The organism is Amycolatopsis halotolerans (genome assembly GCF_042647905.1).
Classification (GTDB): Bacteria; Actinomycetota; Actinomycetes; order Mycobacteriales; family Pseudonocardiaceae; genus Amycolatopsis; species Amycolatopsis halotolerans.
This window is the reverse complement of sequence record NZ_JBHRWI010000030.1, coordinates 122,521-141,024: the sequence shown is the minus strand read 5'-3', so window position 1 is coordinate 141,024 and position 18,504 is coordinate 122,521. Positions and strand designations below refer to the sequence as shown.

Sequence of the window (18,504 nt, the reverse complement as noted above, 5' to 3'; positions counted from 1 at the left end):
AGGCACTCCGAATACTGCGCGGACACCGTCTGCTGCATCGAATAGGCTCACGGTAGGAGCTCCTCTGCGATGTAGCCACGCCGCTCCAGATCTCGGGCGCGAGTAAGGCTCCGCTCGTCCGCAGAAGAAGATCGGCTCGGAATAGTTTCGAGCGGCAGAATGACAACAACCTGGTCGCGCTCGGCGGTCTGTTGCCGAGCGATAAGGTAGTTAGCCAGGCTCGACATTCGTTCACGATCCAAGAGCGCGTTGAATTCGTCTAGTGCAATAAGCCGGTTAGCAGGAGGATTTTCTTCACGATCCAGTCGTGATACTTGCGCTTGAGCGTATGCAAACGCCTGCTGACCACTGGAGAACGCAAGAAGAGGTCGCTCATGCGCCTTTCCGTCGACAGTCCAGGTTACTGTGAGATCGTTGGCGTCCAGTCTAATGTTATCTCCAGAATCAAATAGTGCTTCGCGCACAAGCTCGTCGTCAAACCACTGACGGACCTCTTCCGAGAGCCAGTGCTGTGTAGCCATATCAAAATCGGTCGATCGTGCAACTGCCACCGGGTTGTTCACTCGCATTGCGAGACTGCTCAAAGCGGCACCGATACCTTGTACAGCGTAGAAGGTGTTCGCGAGCGAATTTCGACCATTCTCAATCCGCGCGGCAATATTCTGTAATATCTCGGCTTGCTGTTCTTCATCTGCATCGATGTTGCTTATAATTTGCGGCACCGCGTTACGCAGCCAAGCTAGTTCGTCGTTGCTGTGCAACCAGCTAAACGTCGCTGCAACATTCTTTCTGTGTTCAGCGGCGGCGCGTGCCGCTTTCTCTGCCTGATGGGTGCCCTGAGACTCTCGTTTGATGACATCATCGAGTTCGTTCCGGGCGGTTTGACTGCGGCCTCGAACCCGAGCAGGCTCGACATCTATCTCGGCGCACAGAGTCGCGAGCGTGGCAGCGAGGGCTTCTTCACTCATACCGCCACCGAGAAGCTCCCGAGCCTGTTCAACCCGGGCGTGCTCAGCTTGAAGTTGTCGACTTGAGTTATCAACGTCATTACGATTAGAAATTAGCTCATCGAGAGATCGCGTACTGGCTCCAGGAAGATTCCTTGCAGCTGTCCCCAGGCGGCCTTGCGCTTTGGTCAGCCGTTCCTGTGCCTGTTCAACGTTTCGGAGTGCGCCTTCCACATCTGAAAGCAGGTGTAGCTGCCTCCGAGCGGAAGCGATCTCATTCGTTAGTTTATCAGAATCTGTCGAGGGAGCCTTGTTGCGAAGCGCCTCAAGCTGGTTGGCAAGCGCAGTCTTGAGTTGCTCTACAGTCCAGCCTGAATTTCTATCTTCAGCCTCAATCAGTGTTACATCGTTCAGGCCATCATGCTCTGCATCCTCAAGTCGAAGTGTTAGATCTTCGAGGATGTCGATTACCAGCGGCACAGAATTGACATGAGGAAGAATTTCAGTGAGTCTGTTCAGTCTCTTAGAATCCGCTTCTCGGCGCTGTTCGAGCCCCTCGCGATCTGGACTAATGCCAGCTTTCGCTGCGCTTCTTTCTAAGGCAGCTTCCGCTTCACGGAGAGCCTGATCCTGACGATCAAGGTGTTTCTGGGCTAGGTCAAACTCATGATCGGCTTGTTCGTCCTGATGCTGACGTGCGCTCGCAGTTGAGATTTGGCTATTGAGCTGCTCTTTCCTTATTTCAAGCTCTTCCAGTTGCGCATCGAGTTCCTCAAGCTTGGCGTCAAGCTCAGGTCCGCGACCGCGCACTTGATCCAACTGGTCGGCGGTCTCCACCGCCCTGTCGAAAAGGTCAACCCGTCCACGTGCCTTGCTGAGTTTTGTTGACAGCGTGCCGGCGCGCTTCTTGGCCTCTTGCGCAGCCAACACCTCGGAATGCAAGGTTTCTGGTTTACTGTCGGCAATCTTCTTGGCAACCTGTTCAAGAAGTCCGTCAAGAGTTTCTTGTCTTTTTTGCCCGGATTCTTGCACCCAGATCGACACTTGGTTTTGCGCTTCTGTGACGCGGTCTGCAAGCGCTTTTAGCGGCGTCTCTGCGACCGAGACGTGATGCACTTTCACAAGAGGTAAAGTATCGCGCGGGCGCGCCTCTTGCCCGGCGATTCTTACCGCACCCAAAAGGTCGCCCAGCGGTTCTGCTTGCGCAGGCCAGCGTCGCGGTTCAAGAATCCATTCGATCTCGCCCACCTCCCGCAGTCCAGTGATGCGGACACGCGCACTAACGATCTGAGTACGAAAAGAGCGCCAGGATGGATCTTCGCTTGAGAAAGGCTGGCCTCCTGTGCATAGCTGAAGCAGTTTAATGGCATTCGTCTTTCCAATGCCATTGTATCCCTCAATCTTGCAAATGCTCAGGTCGGGTATTTCTTCGATGATGCGAAGCCCGCGGGTGCACTCAGCCTCGATCTTAATGTGCATCGCTGACCAGCCTTTCGAGTACGGCTGCTGGATCGAATGGCTCGGCGGCTAGACCTTCAAGGACATCGACATCGACTTGTGGATCACTGGCTGCCCCAGTTGGCAGGCCCTGTTGGACAGCTGTGTTGACTTGACGAACCACACTCAGCATCTGCCGTCCAGCGCTCGACACCTGGCGTCCTCCAACGGATCATGAACCGACCGTGTTGTGATCGATGATCGTAGCGCGTGGCTCGTCCAGGCGAGGTGTTGGCAGTCGTGACGGGCGCTGCTCGCGAAGCCAGGGAAGCTCACGCTGGATGAAGCGAGATGAACGCTGCGGTCAACTACTTCCCGGACTTGTACGAGGAGGTCTGCAGTTGCTCGCTAGGTCACCGAGCGGGATGTCGGTAGCGGGGCATGTCCCCGCTGCTCCGATTGGCCTAGCTCGCGGCCTGCCGATAAGTACTTGTGCGTTCTGGCCGGGTAGCGGCTGCCGCGCAAAGGTGTTCGTATCCGCGACTTGGCCGAGTTCGGCCCCGGTCGGCGGGCAAATGGTTGCGTCAAGTCTGGATGTGAGCCCACGTCCTCTACTTCAATGGGCGGACAGGGCTGGTTCGGCGAGGACGATGCCCGCACTGCCGTGGTCAAGACCGTTAGGCCGCCGACCGGGCTAGCCAGCTGCGCGACATCCTGGACGTGGTTCGTTCCCACCGGGTCGAGGGCGACTTCTCCAGCCACCGGACGTACGCCCGCGAAGACTTGAACGCAAGCTGCAATCAGAAGCGGCGCAAGGTGACGGTGAAATTCGTCGAGTTGACCGACACCCTCCCCGGCCAGGGACCGGAGAGCGAGGTGCTGGGCAACCCGATCACCGACGACTTCCTCTCGCTCCTGGATGGCCTGAACCGGCAGATCGTCGTGCTGCTCAACAGCGTCGTCACCAGCAAGACCGAGATAGCTGACAACCCTCGGCTACGCCAATCACAGCGCCGTGTCGAAACCACTCGCGCAGATCCGCCGCGCCGCCCCGGTGCCCTTCGACGAGAACTGACCTGCCAACTCATCCCGGCCGCGCTCGGTGCCACCCGTGCGAGTAATCGTCGCCGTGTCGGAAGGCGTGCTCAGCGAGGTCCCGCCCCATCAACACCTCACGAGCGCCTCGGTCCCGCTCTGGTTCAGCTCCTCTTGCCGCGGTCTAATCGCCAGGACTAATCGGCTCGGTCGACTTCGGGCAAAGCGGCGAACCGCTACCCGTCGTCCTGTCGGAGTCGGTCAGGATGCGCAGGGAGTCGGTCTCGTATTGGCGAGCCAGAGGCGGGAGAACAGCAACGGTGATGGCGACGCATGAGGCCGCGCACGAGTGGGGCGCGCCGGTCGATGTCAACGTGCCGTCACTGTCCTGAGTCAGTGACCACATGTTCGACGGCGGCCACAGTCTAGTCTCCGACCGTGCTGTGGCTGAGGCAATCTTGGCCTTGGTGCCGCGCTACGACTTGCTTGTCCATGATAGCCGCGCCTTCGTGCGTCACGCGGTGCTAGACACGCGCCGCCGGAATCGAGCGGTTCCTCGACCTAGGTGCGTGCCTGGGTGGCGTTCGCCGTGCGCACGAACTCGCCCATGCCGAGCAGCCCCGGGCCCGTGTCGTCTACGTCGACCCGACCCCGTAGCCGTGGCCGGGCTCGAGCAGATCTTCCACGCAGACGATCCGAGCACCGGGGTGGTCGAGGCGGACCTGCGGCACGTCGACAATGTGAGCGGCTGGAGACACGACTGGCAGAGGCGGAGCAGCGCGTCTTGGCCGTACACAACCCCGACCCGCTCGATGCGTTCCCTGTGATGAAGATCGAAGTCGACCAACTACCCGAGGAACTCGCTCGAGCCTTGTTCGAAGCCTTCCGGTTGGAGATCCTCTACAACCGCAACCCAACACCGCCACCTGCAGAGTCACCCTGACCGGCCCCGCCATCACACAGTCAGCCGCACCGTCCATAGCGCCGCCGTCGTGTCATCTGGACGATGCCCAGCAGTGTCGTGAACAGCAGAAACAGAAGAATAAAGAGCAGGGCCACCACCGAGCGAATGATGGTCTTGTTCCCATCCTTGCAGTGCCCCCGGCAGGATTCGAACCTGCGACACCGGCTTTAGGAGAGCCGTGCTCTATCCCCTGAGCTACGAGGGCATTCGCGTGTTGCTGCCTACATCCTAGCGGGGCCCGGAGGCGAGTCTGCGGCTGGTGAAGCCAGGTACGCCAGTGCCATTTCCGCCACCTCCTCCGCCCACGTCGTCCATGATCGGTCATCCGGCCAGAATCTGCAGGTCGCGGCGCGGTGGATGCATGCGCCGATGATCGTTCGGGCTGCCATTTCCAGGCCGCCGGTGTCGGCAAGGAAGGGCGCCAGGGCTTCCAGCAGGGCGTCTTGGATCGCGGACAGGGCGGCGAGGCCGCGGTCTCGGCCGTCGGAGCGTTGGGCGTCCAGGAGTTCCGGGAAGATTCGGTCGTGTTCCTGGAACGTCTGCGCCAGGGCGGCCACGAAGGCGTCGAAGATCGGCCGGAGGCCGGGGGTCGCTGCGTGGAGGGCGTCTCGGACGGTGGTTTCCAACTCGGTCAGCAGCTGGTCCTTGACGGCGTACAGCAGCTGTTCCTTGCCCTCGAAGCGGCGGTAGATCGCGCCGACCGACATCCCGGCCTGCGCGGCGACCTCGGCGACGGTGAACGACTCCAAGCCCTGTTCGGCCAGCACGCGTTCGGCGGCGGCCAGGACTTTCTGCAGCGAAGCCCGGCTGCGCGCTTGTTGCGGCGGGCGGAAGCCCTCGCTGGTCTGGCTCACCCGGGGAACCTTACCTGGCCATCGATCAGATGCGAATGGTAGTTTCCATTCGCATCTGGGGAGGGATCTTGGTCAGCATCGAGATACGCAACGCCTACGTCGATTTTCCGATCTTCGACGCCAAGACGCGGTCGCTGAAGAAACGCGTGCTCGGGAAGGTCGGCGGGAAGATCGGCACCGAGGCGAAGGTGCCGGTGATCGAGGCGTTGCGGGACGTGTCGTTCCAGCTCAGCGAGGGCGATCGGGTCGGGTTGGTGGGGCACAACGGGGCCGGGAAGTCCACGTTGTTGCGGTTGCTGTCCGGGATTTACGAGCCGACCCGCGGCGTCCGGAGAGTCGCGGGGCGGGTCGCGCCGGTGTTCGATCTCGGGGTCGGGCTGGATCCGGGCGAGTCCGGACGGGAGAACATCCTGGTCCAGGGGTTGTTTCTGGGGATGAGCCGACGGCAGATGCTGAAGCGGGTCGAGGACATCGCGGAGTTCACCGAGCTTGGCGACTATCTCGAGCTCCCGTTGCGCACGTACTCGGCCGGCATGCGGGTGCGGCTCGCGCTCGGGGTCGTGACCACGATCGACCCGGAGATCCTGCTGCTCGACGAAGGGCTCGGCGCGGTCGACGCGGCGTTTCTCGGCAAGGCGCGGGTTCGGCTCCGGGATCTGGTGAAGCGGTCGGGGATTCTGGTGTTCGCGAATCACTCCGAGGAGATGCTCAAGGAGTTTTGCGACACCGCGTTGTGGATGGACGAGGGACAGGTGCGACAGTACGGCTCCTTGTCTGAGATTCTTAAGGCTTATGCCGCTTAGAGAGGGAGCAGCGATCCGCTGCGTTTCACCGTGCGGACGACGGGAGCGGTTTCCATTTGCCGGATTCCGTCCAACGAGCCGACGCGTTCGGTCAGGTACTCGTACAAGTGTGCGGCATTTCGGCAGGCGATCGCGGCGACCAGGTTCGTCGGGCCGGTGGTGACCGCGGCGAACTGCACCTCGTCGTGTTCCGCCAAGGATTCCGCGACCGACACGACGGCTGACGGGCGCACGACCATCCACAGTCGTGCTTCCGATTGGAATCCCAAGGCACGCAGGGAAATATCCAGCTGGTACGTCAGAAATCCCGCCTGACGCAGGGTTTCGATCCGGCGCTTCACGGTCGACTCGGACAGGCCGGACGCTGCGGCCAGTTCGCCGTAGCTCGCACGACCGTCGTCTGCCAGAACGTGCACTAGATGACGGTCCGCCTCGTCGAAGGTGATTTCTTCGGTCGGATGAACCGGCACCCGCAAAGCGGCGATCTGTTGCTCCGACAATGCCGCCCAACCGCCCAGGCGCGTGAAACCGTGCAGCATCTGATGTGCGGTTACGGACGTGATCCGGCTGCTCCGCGGGAGTTTGTCCAGCAGCAGCCCTTCGGCATCCTCCACCATGGACGACTGCGTCGTGCAAGCGATTTCCGTTCCGCCGGAAAGCAAGTGGACCCAGAACGTGTCCGGACGCTTCGCCAGCGCCGCCGCGATCGGGATTCCGGACGCGGGTGCGCAGGCAAACCGGACCATCCACAACGCGTACCCCAGTTTCGCGCTCGCGACCGCGCCTACAACCCGAAGCACGCCAGCCTGCCGCAACCGCCGGTAACGCCGGCCGACGGTGTTCTCCGAAACGCCGAGGACGTCGGCGATCCGTGCGAAAGGGGCTCGTCCGTCGAGGTCGAGGGCGTGGATCAACTGACGGTCCACGGAGTCCAGCGTGACGGGTTTCATCACCTCACGGTAGCTGATGACGGGATCCGTCAGGCGAGGCCAGTTTGCTTGAGGTGCCTATGAGAACCCGATCAACTCTCACGGAGAGAGAAAGGGGCCTGTGATGCGCAAATGGGGGCCGTTGGCGGCGATCTGCCTCGGGTCGTTCATGTTGATCCTCGACACCACCGTCGTGACAGTCGCGTTGCCGGAGATGGCTCGCGGACTGGGAGCGTCGCTGGCCAGTCTGCAATGGGTGGTCAACAGCTACACCCTGGTGCTCGCCGTTCTCGCGTTGAGCGCGGGTGCGATCGGCGACATCGCGGGGCAGCGCAGGGTATTCGCCGGCTCGGTGACGTTGTTTGCCGTGGCGTCGCTGGGGTGTGCGCTCGCCCCGAATGTCGGCGTGTTGATCGGCACGCGGGCGGTACAAGGAATTGGTGGCGCGGCGATGATGGTGGCCGCGATGTCGTTGCTCGGGGCCAGTTATGAGGGCAAAGAGCGCGGGACAGCGTTCGGGATCTGGACGGCAGTGCTCGGGGCCGCAGGTGCGGCGGGGCCGTTTCTCGGCGGCGTTTTGACTCAGTGGGCGGGGTGGCAGGCGATCTTCATTGTCAATCTGCCGTTGAGCGTGCTGACGGTGCTGCTGACCAGGAAGTACCTGGCCGAAGCGCCGAAACGACCGTCCGGCACCCGGATCGACTTCGGCGGAATGCTGTCTTTCGGCGTCAGTTCCGGCGCGTTGGTCTACGCGTTGATCCAGGATTCCCTGCCGGCATTCGCCCTCGCGGCCGTGGCGCTGGGCGCCTTTGTCGCGATCGAACGACGGGTAACGCACCCGATGCTCGACCTCGGGTTGTTCCGCCGGGCGGCCTTCGTGACGGTGCTGATCGTGGTCGTCGCGAGTTCGTCCGTCTTCGCTTGCCTGATCTACGCCTCGATCTGGCTGCAATCCGTGCTGCATCTCAGCCCGACCGCGGCCGGGCTCGCACTGATTCCTTTGGCGGCAACGTCTTTCGTGTGCTCGATGCTGATCGGCAAGCGGCTGCACGCCATTTCGCCGGGCATCGTTCTCGGTCTCGGGGCCTTGCTCGCGTCGGCGGGCTGCGGGCTCTCCTGGATGTTGCTCGACCGCGACTCGACTTGGCTCAGCCTGCTGCCTGGACTCATCGTGACCGGTGCTGGGATGGGCATCGCCGGGCCAGCAGGCAGTACCGCGATCCTCGGCGCGGTTCCGCGGGACCGCGCAGGGATGGCGTCCGGTGCCATGGCCACCTTTCGACAACTCGGCCAGACCCTCAGCGTCGCCGTGCTCGGGCTGGTTTACGCCAGCAGCGCGGAACTCGGCGGCGTCTTCCTGGTCACCGCCGGGCTCAGCCTCGTCGCCGCCGTGCTCAGTTGCCTTGTGCTGGCTCGAAACACTGCCGATGCGCCGTCACGAACTCGCGGAAGCTCCGCGGCCGCTGGCCGGTGACGTCCTCGACCGCGGGCGTCACGGTTTCCGCGCCGCCGTCCAGGTACGTGTTGCACACCTCGACCAGCGCTTTGGCGTGGAACGACGACATTCCGGCTTCCGCCAACGCCGAAAGCGCTTGCTCGTTCGACATGCCGCGGTACGCGATAGGACGGCCCAGCACTTCCGACAGCACCGCCGCAGCCTCGTCGTACGTTAGCGCCTCTGGGCCGCTTAGTGCGTACGCCTTGCCTGCGTGGCCGTCTTCGGTCAGTGCGTGAAATGCAACGCGGGCAATGTCTTCGGCGTCCACGAACGCGATCGGGCCGCGGATCAGCGGGCTGGCGAAGAAGTTTCCTGATCGGATGGTTCCGGACCAGTTTCCCGAGAATGCCTGCAGGTAGAAGTTCGCGCGGAGAAAGGTCCAGGACAGCGGCGACGTTTCCAGCATCCGTTCGACCGGACGGTGCAGCCGGGCGATCGGCGTGAGTTCCTCGTCCGCCCGCCACAGCGATTGCTTGACCACGTGCGTGACCCCGGCGGACACCGCGGCTTCGACCACATTGGACTCGTTGCCGGTCTGCCCGGGGCTCATCGCGCCCAGCAGGAACACCTTCGACACTCCGGCCAGCGCCGGTTGCACGGTGGCCGGATCGGACATTTCGACGGTGACCGCGTCAATTCCGTCGGCGGCGGCTTTCCTTGCCTTCTCCGGGGAATGATAGGCGGCGCGGAACGGCACCTCGGCCGCGCGCAACTGCGCGACCAGCGCTGACCCCACATTGCCGCTCGCACCCGTCACCAGGATCATGCGCCCGCCTTCGCGCGTAGAGGGAAATCACGTTCGCGTGTAGGCGATTCAGTGTAGTGGATCAGCCGGTGACGGCGGGGGTTTCCGCGCCGGCAGCCCGGCGCTGCACCAGTTCTTCGACGGCGGACGGCAGTGTGGTTTCGAAGTCGATGAGCTTCGCCCAGGTCGGGGTGACGACGATGCGGACCATGCCCTCCGCGTAGAGGGAACGGATTTCGGCCTCCCATTCGACGCGCTGCTCGGCCGTCATCTCGTAGGAACCGTTCATTTCCAGGAACTCGTCCGGGATCCCGTCGGTGTAGTCCAGTTCGGCGCGGCCTCGGACGAGCAGGATCTTCGGCGGGTGCACCTCGGTGTCGACGGTCAGCGCGACCATCGGGTTCTCCTTCAGCGCGTGCAGTTTCGGGGAGTTCTTGGTGGTGCACATGACGACCTCGGCGCCATTCCAGCTGAACGAGATCGGGATGCTGCGCGGTGTGCCGTCCTTCGCCACGTAGGCAAGCCGGGTCAGGTCGCGGGCGAGCAGTTCGCGGCTGAGCGGGCGGTTCAGGACCTCGGCGACTTCCTGCGGTTCCATGTCGGTCTCCTCCACGTCGGCTGGCCACGACGGCCAGGTGCTGCGGGGACGGGGCCGCGGCGGAGTTCTCGACATTACCTCGACAGTGACCTAGGTCACATCGATAATTACAACACTTGTACAACTGCTTGACAGTTATCCGGCGGATGGCGTTGAGTGGTTCCCGTGCGGGGTTTCCCTGCCCGGAAACCGGAAGCGAGCCGCGGGGAGGTGAGGGCGATGAGCGATACGAGCCCGGGGCGAAGTACGCCCCCGGACCCCGGATTGTCCCCACCTTCCGGCATCCCCGGCTGATCCCGGTTTCCCCGCCCGTCCGGCCCGCGCCGGACGGGGTCTTCGGAGTGCGCGGAAACCGGCGGTCGCGGCTGCCCTGATCGGCCCGGAAAGAGGGCCGAAGGGAGTGCTCGGCATGACCACCGACACCACCGTAAGCATCGACCGGCGCACCACCGCCGTCCTCGACGAGCAGCACGTCGGCGACATCCGCGGCGCGCTCGGCACCATCAAAGCGGGCGACTGCGCGCCCCGGACCGGCCTGTCCGCCAAGCTCAAGACCCTGCTCGCGATCGTCGGGCCGGGGTTGATCGTGCTGGTCGGCGACAACGACGCCGGCGCGTTCGCGACCTACGGCCAGGCCGGGCAGAACTACGGCCCGAAACTGCTGGGGACCCTCCTGCTGCTCGTCCCGGTGCTGTACGTGAACCAGGAAATGGTGCTGCGCCTCGGCGCGGTCACCGGCGTCGGGCACGCCCGGCTGATCCTCGAACGCTTCGGCAAGTTCTGGGGCGCGTTCTCGGTGATCGACCTGTTCCTGCTCAACGCGCTGACGCTGGTCACCGAGTTCATCGGCATCACGATGGCGACGCGCTACCTCGGCCTGCCGACGGTTCCGTCGGTGGCGCTGGCCGCGGCCGTCATCATCGGGGCCGCGTTCACCGGCAGCTTCCGGCGGTTCGAGCGGATCGCGATCTTCTTCTGCCTCGGTTCGCTGACGCTGATCCCGGTGTACGTGTTCGCGCACCCGGCACCGGCGGAGATGCTCGGCGGGCTGGTGCCCACGATGCCCGCCGGACCTGGCGGGATGGCCGAGTTGATGCTGCTGATCATCGCGATCGTCGGCACCACGGTCGCGCCGTGGCAGCTGTTCTTCCAGCAGTCGTACGTGATCGACAAGCGCATCACGCCGCGGTTCATGCGGTACGAGAAGGCGGACCTGTGGATCGGCCTGGTCGTGGTGATGGTCGGCGCGGCCGCGATCATGGGCATTGCTTCGGCGGCCTTCGCCGGTGCCAGCACGTCCTTCACTGACACAGCTGGCGTTACGGACGGCATCGAGGCTTACGCGGGACGTACAGCAGGCGCGTTGTTCGCCGTCGCGCTGCTGGACGCTTCGATCGTCGGAGCGTTCGCTGTGTCGCTCTCGATCGCGTACGCGATCGGTGACGTCTTCGGGATGAAGCACTCGCTGCATCGCGGGGCGCGGCACGCGAAGGGCTTCTACGCGGTGTACGCGGGTCTCGTCGCGCTGTCGGCCACCATCGTGCTCATCCCGGGCTCGCCGCTCGGGTTGCTCACCACCGGGGTGCAGACGCTCGCCGGGGTGCTGCTGCCGTCGGCGACGGTGTTCCTCTTACTGCTGTGCAACGACAAGGCGGTGCTCGGGCCGTGGGTCAACGGACGGCTCACCAACCTGTTCACTTCCGTGGTGGTCGGGGTGCTGGTGGTGCTGTCGGTGATCCTCACCTCGGCGGTGCTGTTCCCGGACATCAGCGCGGACCAGATTTTCCTGATCATGGCGGTCAGCGGCGGGATCGGCGCGCTGACGGCCGGGTACGCGCTGCTTCGCCGCCGCCGGAACGCCGCCCCGATCGATCGCACCGGACGCGCGGAGTGGCGGATGCCGCCGCTGCAGTACTTGCCGCCGCCGGAGATGTCGACCGGACGCAAGATCGGGCTGACCGCGCTGCGCACGTATCTGCTCCTGGCGATGGCGCTCGTCATCGTGAAGCTCGTCCAACTGGCTCTAGGTTAACTCTGCGTGAGAGTACTTCTCAGCGTGTACACAGCGAGTGTGCACAACAGTGGGTAACCGTGACGCCCTGGCACCGGAAGGCCTGATGACCGACCCCAACGACAGACGCGCCGCCGCATCCCGAGGTGCGGCGGCACGCGGTGTCGCCGCCCGCGCCGCGGCCCGGCGACGACGGATCACCGGCCGGGTCGCGCTGGCCCTCGCGGCCGCGCTGACGCTTTCGCTGACCGGCTACGGCTGGGCGGCCTACAACGGCATCGTGGCCGGGCTGCAGGTTTCCGACGTGCTCGACGGACAGTCGACCTCCAGCGGCGGCGACACCAACATCCTCATCATGGGCCTCGATTCGCGGCTCGACGAGAACGGCAACCCACTGCCGAAGGACATCTACAACTCGCTGCACGCCGGGGATCAACAGGACGGCGGCTACAACGCCAATGTGCTGATGCTGCTGCACGTCCCCGGCAACGGCGGCAAGGCGACGTCGATCTCGATTCCGCGCGACGATTACGTTCCGCTGGCGGGTTGCCCGGACAACGTGTGCAAGGGCAAGATCAAACAGGCTTACGGGCTGGCGTTCGACGAAAAAGCCAAACAGCTCGTCCAGCAGAACGTCACCGACAAAACCCAGCGCGAGCAGCAGGCACGGGACGCGGGCCGGCGCGCGGAAATCGACACCGTCCGGAAATTCCTCGGCGATGTCCCGATCGACCATTTCGTCGAGGTCACCCTGGTGGCGTTCTTCGAGATCGCCCAGGTCGTCCAGCCGATCACGGTGTGCCTCAACGAGGACACCCAGGACAGCTACTCGGGCGCGAACTTCCACGCCGGCCAGCAGGAGATCAGCGCCGAGCAGGCCGTCGAGTTCGTCCGGCAGCGCCGGGACTACGTGCATCCGTCGCTCAATTTCACCGACCTCGACCGCGAACGCAGGCAGCAGGCGTTCATCTCCTCGCTCGCATATCAGCTCAAACAGGGCGGGACCTTCACGAATCCGGCGAAACTCCAGGGAATTCTGGACGTCGCGAAGCAGAACACCGCGGTCGACAGTTCGCTGGACCTGCTCGCGCTCGCGAAACAGGCGTCCAGCCTGACCGGCGGCAATGTCAGTTTCGTGACCCTTCCGGTCGATCATTTCGGCAAGAGCCCGTCCGGTGAGGACGTCAACTTCGTCAATACCGCGCAAATCCAGTCCCTGGTCGCGCAACTGCTGAGCGGAGCCCCGGTGCCGAGCCCGGCCGCGTACGTCACCCCGCTGGCGCACGGAAACGCCACCCCCGCTCCCCCGCCGGCGTTGAGCGGAGGCGGAATCCCGTGCGTGAAATAACTCGTGAAATAACTTCAGCACCGCGAATGAGACCACGGACACTCCGCGCGCCTCAATGTCCTTTCAGGACAGAGCAGGCATAATCAGCCCGGCGCGTTCTTTCCCGCGCCGAAAAATCGGCGGACGGCGGTGCTCGGGTGGCTACGACACGGAACAGACGAAGCCGGGTTCCGGTCGCGATCGTCGGCTGGCTGTCCCGGCCGCTGGCGTCGTTCCACCTCGTGCTCGCGCTGTGCGGCCTGCTCACGCTGCTCGGCGTCATCATGGTGCTGTCGGCGTCTTCCGCGCAGCCGGGCGGGGTGTACAGCACCTTCCAGAAGCACATCATCTTCGTCCTGATCGGGCTGGTCGCGCTGTGGGCCGGGCTGCGGATTCCGTTGCGGCGGATCAGGTCCCTCTCGCCGATGCTGATGCTCGTCACGCTGGCGATGCTCGCGCTGGTGCTCACCCCGCTCGGCGCGAAGGTGAACGGCGCGCAGCGGTGGTTCACGCTCGGTCCGTTGACGCTGCAACCGGTCGAGCTCGCGAAGGTCGCGTTGACCTTGTGGGGCGCGCACATTCTCGTGGTGAAGGCCCGGCTGCTGCACCACTGGCGGCACTTGCTGGTGCCGCTGGTTCCGGTCGCGCTGCTGATGTTCGCCCTGGTGATGGCGCAGCCGAACCTCAGCGGGACGATCTCGCTCGGCATCGTGCTGCTTTCGCTGCTGTGGTTCTCCGGCGCGCCGGGACGGTTGTTCGCCGCGCTGCTGGCTGGCGGCGTCGGCGGGTTCGTGGTGCTCGCGCTGGTCGCGGACTACCGGCTCGCGCGCGTGCTGTCGTTCCTCTCCCCCGACGCGGACACCTCCGGTGCCGGATACCAGGCGGTGCAGGCACAGTACGCACTCGCCGAGGGCGGCCTGTTCGGCGTCGGGCTCGGACAGGGCGCGTCGAAGTGGAAGTACCTGCCGAACGTGCAGAACGACTTCATTTTCGCGCTGATCGGCGAGGAGCTCGGGTTCCTCGGCTGTGCCGTGGTGCTGCTGCTGTTCGGCGGGCTCGCGCTGGTCGGCCTGCGGATCGCGACGCGCAACCTCGACCCGTGGATCCGCATCGTCGCCGCGACGATCACCGTGCTGCTGGTCGCGCAGGCGGCGGTCAACATCGGGTACGTCGTGAACGCGCTGCCGGTGACCGGGGTGACGCTGCCGCTGGTGTCGTACGGCGGGACGTCGCTGATCGTGACGATGTTCCTGTTCGGCGTGCTCGCCAGCTGCGCGCGGCACGAGCCCGCCGCGGTGGCCGACCTGAATCATCTGGGACCGGGCAAGATCGGCCGGATCCTGCGGCTGCCGGTGCCGGAGCCGTATCGGCCGGTCCGGGCGTCGGCGAAGCCGACCCGCGCACGACGACCGGTGCGGCCTCGCTGACTCTTACACTGCGGTAGTGGAGAGCGACGTCTGGGATGTCGCGCGGCCCGGTCGCGCGGGTCCGTTGTCCCTGGGCGGATTCCGCCACCGGACCGGCGGGACGGTCGATCTGCGAGTGGTGCCGCATCCGGCGATCACGGTGGTGCTGGAGTTCGGCGGCGGCAAACTCCTCGTGGACGACGGCGCTCAGCACGGCAGCTTCGTCGCCGGGCTCGCGCCGCGCGGGGTGCGGCTGCGCGGGGAAAGCCTCGAATGCGTCGAAGTCCGGTTGCCGCCGTTGGCCGCTGCCGGAGTGGGCGCTGGGCCCGCGGAGCTGGACCGGACGGTCGGGCTGACCGAGTTGTGGGGCCGGGACGCCGACCGGCTTCGGGACCAGTTGAGCGAAGCCGGTTCGTGGGACGCCCGGTTCGCGCTGGTGGAGGCTGCTTTCGCCCGTCGGCTCTCGGTGGTTCCGGCGACGGATCCGGAGGTTTCCTTGGCTTGGCGGCGGATCGTCCGGAGCCGCGGCCTCGTGCGGGTCGAGTCGCTGGCGGCCGAATGCGGGTGGAGCAGGCGGCGGTTGTGGGACCGGTTCCGGGCACAGGTCGGGTTGCCGCCCAAGCGAGCGGCGAAGCTGGTGCGCTTCGATCATGCTGCTCGACGGCTGGCGACCGGGGCCAGTGCGGCCGATGTCGCGGCTGAGTGCGGGTATACCGATCAGTCGCACCTGCACCGGGATGTCGTGGCGTTCGCCGGGGTGACGCCGGGTCGGCTGGCCGCCGATGCCGGGTTCGCGGCGGATCGCAGCGCGTTCGCCTGAACATTTGTGCAATACCCGGCGGTCTTGGCCGCGCGACACTGCGGGCATGGCGAAATTGTCCACTGTGGAATTGCGGGGCGCGAAAACCCTGCTGACCGGAGCGACCGGCGGGATCGGTCGGACGCTTGCCCGTGCGCTGGCCGCGCGCGGAGCCGACCTGGTGCTCACCGGCCGCCGGGTCGAGTTGCTCGAACCGCTGGCCGCCGAGGTGGGTGGTCGCGCGGTTCCGGCCGACCTCACCGATCGGGGTGCGGTCGAGGAACTTCTCGCTGCGGCAGGGGAAATCGACGTCGTTGTCGCCAATGCGGCTCTCCCCGCGACGGGGCTGCTGGCTGATTACTCGATCGATGAGGTCGATCGCGCGCTTGAGGTCAACCTGCGGGCGCCGGCTGTGATGGCGAAGCTGGTCGCTTCGCGGATGATGACGCGGCGGCGTGGGCATCTCGTCTTCATCTCGTCGCTGTCCGGGAAGACCGCGTCTGGGCAGGCTTCGCTGTACAACGCGACGAAGTTCGGCTTGCGCGGGTTTGCTCTTGCGCTCCGGGAGGACTTGCGGCCGTTCAATGTCGGTGTGTCGTCGGTGTTTCCCGGCTATATCAGCGACGCGGGCATGTTCGCCGATTCGGGGGCGACCTTGCCGTTCGGCGTCGGCACCCGGACACCGGACGACGTCGCGCGGGCGACGGTGCGGGCGATCGAACGCAACCTCGCGGAGATCGACGTGGCACCGTTCGGGTTGCGGCTGACGGCGTTGCTCGGCGGGATCGCACCCGGGGTGGCGGCGGCTGTGCAACGGCGTCTTGGCGCGGAGGCGATTACCGAGCAGTTGGCGGAGGGGCAACGGGCGAAACGGTAGAGATGTGCGGCTTTCGGCTTGGGAATCACTCGCGCCAGGTACAGCTCGGCCAATGGCCCGATCTGCGCATACGACTCGCGGAACGCCTTGTGCGGAAGCCTCTTCAGCGGCCAGCCCAGCAACTCCAGGTTTCACCGTTTCGGCCAATGCCAAGCCGGTTGGTCGAGCCGACCCTGCCCGGCGACCACCGTCGCGCCGAAGTCCTTTTCCAGTTCCAGCACCGAGGCGTCCTCGAGAAACCGCACCAGCAGCTGGGAATGCGAAACCACCAGCAGCTGCGTCTTCTTCGCCGCCGCAGTGATCAACGCGGCCAGCGCGGGCAACAGGTCCGGGTGCAGGCTGGTTTCCGGCTCGTTCAGCACCAGCAGCTCCGGCGGGCGCGGGCTCAGCAATGCCGCCGCCCACAGCAGGTAGCGCAGGGTCCCGTCGGAGAGTTCGGCGGCGCTCAGCGGGCGCAGCAGGCCGTGTTGGTGGAAGCGGAGGTCGAATCTGCCGTCGGTGGTGGCTACTTCGATGGACGAGCCGGGGAAGGCGTCGTCGATCGCGGTGGCCAGGGCGTCGGCGTCGAGGGATTCTTGGATGGTGCGCAAGGCCGCGGCCAGGTCGCCGCCGTCGTGGTCCAGGGCCCAGGTTCGGGTGCCGATGCGGCTTTGCCTGGCGGGGGCGTCGGCGTCAGTGCGGAAGTGGTCGTAGAAGCGCCACGCTCGGACTCGGTCGCGCACGATCAGGAGTTCCGGGCAGAGGCGCGGGTCGGCGAATTCGCTCAGCATGCTGTCGGTCAGGGCGATCGAGTGGCCGCTTTCGGCCCACCGGCCGGACTCGTCTCGGATGCGGAGTCTCGTGCCGGAGCGGTCGGCCAACAACGCCGACGGGCGCAGAACTGGGCCGTGCCAGACGCATTCGCGTTTGTACTCGGGGTCCAGGTTGAAGGCGGTCTCGGTGGGCACGGGGAGGCCGAAGTCCAGGGCGTAGCCGAATTCGTCGCCGGAGTAACCCAGGCGCAGGCCGATCGGTTTGGTGCGCTGCAACGGTTGTATCGGTGATCGGCCTTCGCGCACGGATCGGCCGATCGTCTCCGGACCGGCCCACAGCGTCGACGGCAGGCCGCCTTCACCGGCGAGGGCGGCGACTGCGCCGTTGCGTCCGGCGTCGGCGAGAAGCCGCAGCGCGCGGTACAGGCTGGATTTCCCGGTGCCGTTCGCGCCGACGATCACGGTGAGCTGCGACAACGGCAGCACCAGGTCGCGTAGCGAGCGGTAGTTCTGGATGGCCAGGGTGGTCAGCACGCCGACACCTCCGCGGGCAGGCCGAAGCGGGGGAGCAACTCGGGTTCGAGGAACCAGGTGACGGTGCGGATTCGGTCGCCCCACGGTGCCAGGACGAGGATTCCGGCGGGACGTCCCACCGTGCCACCGGGTTCCGTGAGGTAGCAGGCGAAGGCTGGGTGGGTGTTGGCGCGCGTCGGGAGCAAACGAAACTCTCGGGTGCCGCGCCATTCGCCGAACATGGTGAGGAACGCGGTGACAGCTTCCCGGCCGACGTACTCGTGCGGCGCGGGCGGCATGGCGAGCCAGCCGTCGTCGGTCAGGAGCGCGACTACGCCCTCGACGTCTCCCTCGCTGAACGCGTCGGCGAAGCGTTGCGCGATCTCCCGTTCCCGGGGCGCTGGCGGGGCGGGTTCGACGGTTTGGCGCAGCTGCGCCCGCGCGCGTTGCAGAGCGCCTTTGACCGCATTCGGGCTGGTGTCCAGCATTTCCGCGGCCTCGGCGGTCGAGTAGTCGAGCACGTCCCGGAGCACGAGGACCGCGGCCTGGCGCGGCGGAAGTTTCTGCAGGGCCGCGACGAACGCCAGCTCGAAGGTTTCCTTGGCGCTGTAGTGCGCGGCGGGGTCGTCCGGCGCGGGCTGCAGCCACGTCACCTCGGTGCGACGGGTGGGCTCGGTCGGGGTGAACGGCGGCGAGGGTTCGGCTGGGACGCGACGGCCGGCGTCGCGGAGAGCGTTGAGGCAGCGGTTGGTGGCGATGCGGTACAGCCAGGCCCGCACCGAGGCTCGACCGGCGTACCCGTCCAGGCCGCGCCAGGCGGCGAGGAGCGTCTCTTGCAGCAGGTCTTCGGCGTCGGTGAGCGAGCCGAGGAGGCGGTAACAGTGCACTTGCAGCTCGTGCCGATAAGGCTCGACCAGCTCGCGAAAGGCGTGCGCGTCTCCGGCGCGTGCGCGATCGAGGATGTCCTGGCCCACCCTTCGCATCCTGCCACCGTTCCGTTTCCGGGGCG

The 18,504-nt window shown here is 65.4% G+C and carries 16 protein-coding genes and 1 tRNA gene; 9 read left to right on the top strand and 8 right to left on the bottom strand.

Translation table 11 applies throughout. The features are described 5' to 3' along the window. Positions 1-47: 47 nt before the first annotated feature. Positions 48-2,426, bottom strand: a complete 2,379-nt coding sequence (locus ACFORO_RS26310; RefSeq protein WP_377869115.1) for a hypothetical protein — start codon at positions 2,424-2,426, stop codon at positions 48-50. A 678-nt stretch (positions 2,427-3,104) separates the two neighbouring features. On the opposite strand from ACFORO_RS26310, the gene ACFORO_RS26305 reads away from it, so the two are divergent. Beyond that, a complete protein-coding gene (locus ACFORO_RS26305) occupies positions 3,105-3,620 on the top strand; it encodes a hypothetical protein (protein WP_377869114.1) in 516 nt (171 codons plus the stop codon). Positions 3,621-3,962: 342 nt separating this feature from the next. After that, on the top strand, positions 3,963-4,076 hold the full coding sequence (locus tag ACFORO_RS26300) for an SAM-dependent methyltransferase (protein ID WP_377869299.1): 114 nt from the start codon (positions 3,963-3,965) through the stop codon (positions 4,074-4,076). Between the two features lie 439 nt (positions 4,077-4,515). On the opposite strand, the gene ACFORO_RS26295 is transcribed toward ACFORO_RS26300, so the two are convergent. Then, positions 4,516-4,588: transfer RNA gene (locus tag ACFORO_RS26295), tRNA-Arg, on the bottom strand. A gap of 16 nt (positions 4,589-4,604) precedes the next feature. Then, a complete protein-coding gene (locus tag ACFORO_RS26290; RefSeq protein WP_377869113.1) occupies positions 4,605-5,237 on the bottom strand; it encodes a TetR/AcrR family transcriptional regulator in 633 nt (210 codons plus the stop codon). Positions 5,238-5,305: 68 nt separating this feature from the next. Here ACFORO_RS26290 and wzt point away from each other — a divergent pair, with 68 nt between their 5' ends. Further along, positions 5,306-6,040, top strand: a complete 735-nt coding sequence (wzt, locus tag ACFORO_RS26285; RefSeq protein WP_377869112.1) for a galactan export ABC transporter ATP-binding subunit Wzt/RfbE — start codon at positions 5,306-5,308, stop codon at positions 6,038-6,040. Here wzt and ACFORO_RS26280 read toward each other — a convergent pair. Next, the gene (locus ACFORO_RS26280) at positions 6,037-6,990 is read right to left on the bottom strand and encodes an Lrp/AsnC family transcriptional regulator (protein WP_377869111.1); all 954 of its coding nucleotides are present in this window, start codon (positions 6,988-6,990) and stop codon (positions 6,037-6,039) included. The two genes, wzt and ACFORO_RS26280, sit on opposite strands and share 4 nt — an antisense overlap. Before the next feature lie 103 nt (positions 6,991-7,093). Between ACFORO_RS26280 and ACFORO_RS26275 the strand changes: the two genes are divergently transcribed. Then, positions 7,094-8,443 (top strand): MFS transporter, encoded by a 1,350-nt coding sequence (locus ACFORO_RS26275; protein ID WP_377869110.1) that lies wholly within the window; start codon positions 7,094-7,096, stop codon positions 8,441-8,443. Here ACFORO_RS26275 and ACFORO_RS26270 read toward each other — a convergent pair. Then, entirely contained in the window at positions 8,364-9,233 is an 870-nt protein-coding gene (locus ACFORO_RS26270; protein WP_377869109.1) for an SDR family oxidoreductase, read from the bottom strand. The genes ACFORO_RS26275 and ACFORO_RS26270 overlap by 80 nt on opposite strands. A gap of 61 nt (positions 9,234-9,294) precedes the next feature. Beyond that, on the bottom strand, positions 9,295-9,810 hold the full coding sequence (locus tag ACFORO_RS26265; protein WP_377869108.1) for a pyridoxamine 5'-phosphate oxidase family protein: 516 nt from the start codon (positions 9,808-9,810) through the stop codon (positions 9,295-9,297). Positions 9,811-10,219: 409 nt separating this feature from the next. Here ACFORO_RS26265 and ACFORO_RS26260 point away from each other — a divergent pair, with 409 nt between their 5' ends. The 5 genes from ACFORO_RS26260 to ACFORO_RS26240 all read left to right on the top strand — a co-directional run bounded on the left by ACFORO_RS26260 (position 10,220) and on the right by ACFORO_RS26240 (position 16,230). Further along, the gene (locus ACFORO_RS26260; RefSeq protein ID WP_377869107.1) at positions 10,220-11,842 is read left to right on the top strand and encodes an NRAMP family divalent metal transporter; all 1,623 of its coding nucleotides are present in this window, start codon (positions 10,220-10,222) and stop codon (positions 11,840-11,842) included. Between the two features lie 85 nt (positions 11,843-11,927). After that, on the top strand, positions 11,928-13,169 hold the full coding sequence (locus ACFORO_RS26255) for an LCP family protein (RefSeq protein WP_377869106.1): 1,242 nt from the start codon (positions 11,928-11,930) through the stop codon (positions 13,167-13,169). A gap of 137 nt (positions 13,170-13,306) precedes the next feature. Continuing rightward, positions 13,307-14,575 carry a putative lipid II flippase FtsW gene (gene ftsW, locus ACFORO_RS26250; RefSeq protein WP_354742961.1) on the top strand — a complete coding sequence of 423 codons (1,269 nt, stop codon included), beginning with the start codon at positions 13,307-13,309 and terminating at the stop codon, positions 14,573-14,575. A 16-nt stretch (positions 14,576-14,591) separates the two neighbouring features. Then, complete coding sequence (locus ACFORO_RS26245) at positions 14,592-15,374, top strand: helix-turn-helix domain-containing protein (protein WP_377869105.1); 783 nt, start codon at positions 14,592-14,594, stop codon at positions 15,372-15,374. Between the two features lie 46 nt (positions 15,375-15,420). Then, positions 15,421-16,230 (top strand): SDR family NAD(P)-dependent oxidoreductase, encoded by an 810-nt coding sequence (locus tag ACFORO_RS26240; RefSeq protein ID WP_377869104.1) that lies wholly within the window; start codon positions 15,421-15,423, stop codon positions 16,228-16,230. 131 nt (positions 16,231-16,361) lie between these two features. On the opposite strand, the gene ACFORO_RS26235 is transcribed toward ACFORO_RS26240, so the two are convergent. Together ACFORO_RS26235 and ACFORO_RS26230 are read right to left on the bottom strand one after the other, a co-directional pair. Continuing rightward, positions 16,362-17,516: an AAA family ATPase gene (locus tag ACFORO_RS26235; RefSeq protein ID WP_377869103.1), complete on the bottom strand. Its 1,155-nt coding sequence runs from the start codon at positions 17,514-17,516 to the stop codon at positions 16,362-16,364. After that, positions 17,510-18,478, bottom strand: coding sequence for an RNA polymerase subunit sigma-70 (locus ACFORO_RS26230; RefSeq protein ID WP_377869102.1), 969 nt, complete (start codon positions 18,476-18,478; stop codon positions 17,510-17,512). Before ACFORO_RS26230 ends, ACFORO_RS26235 begins: the two co-directional genes overlap by 7 nt. Positions 18,479-18,504: the final 26 nt, after the last annotated feature.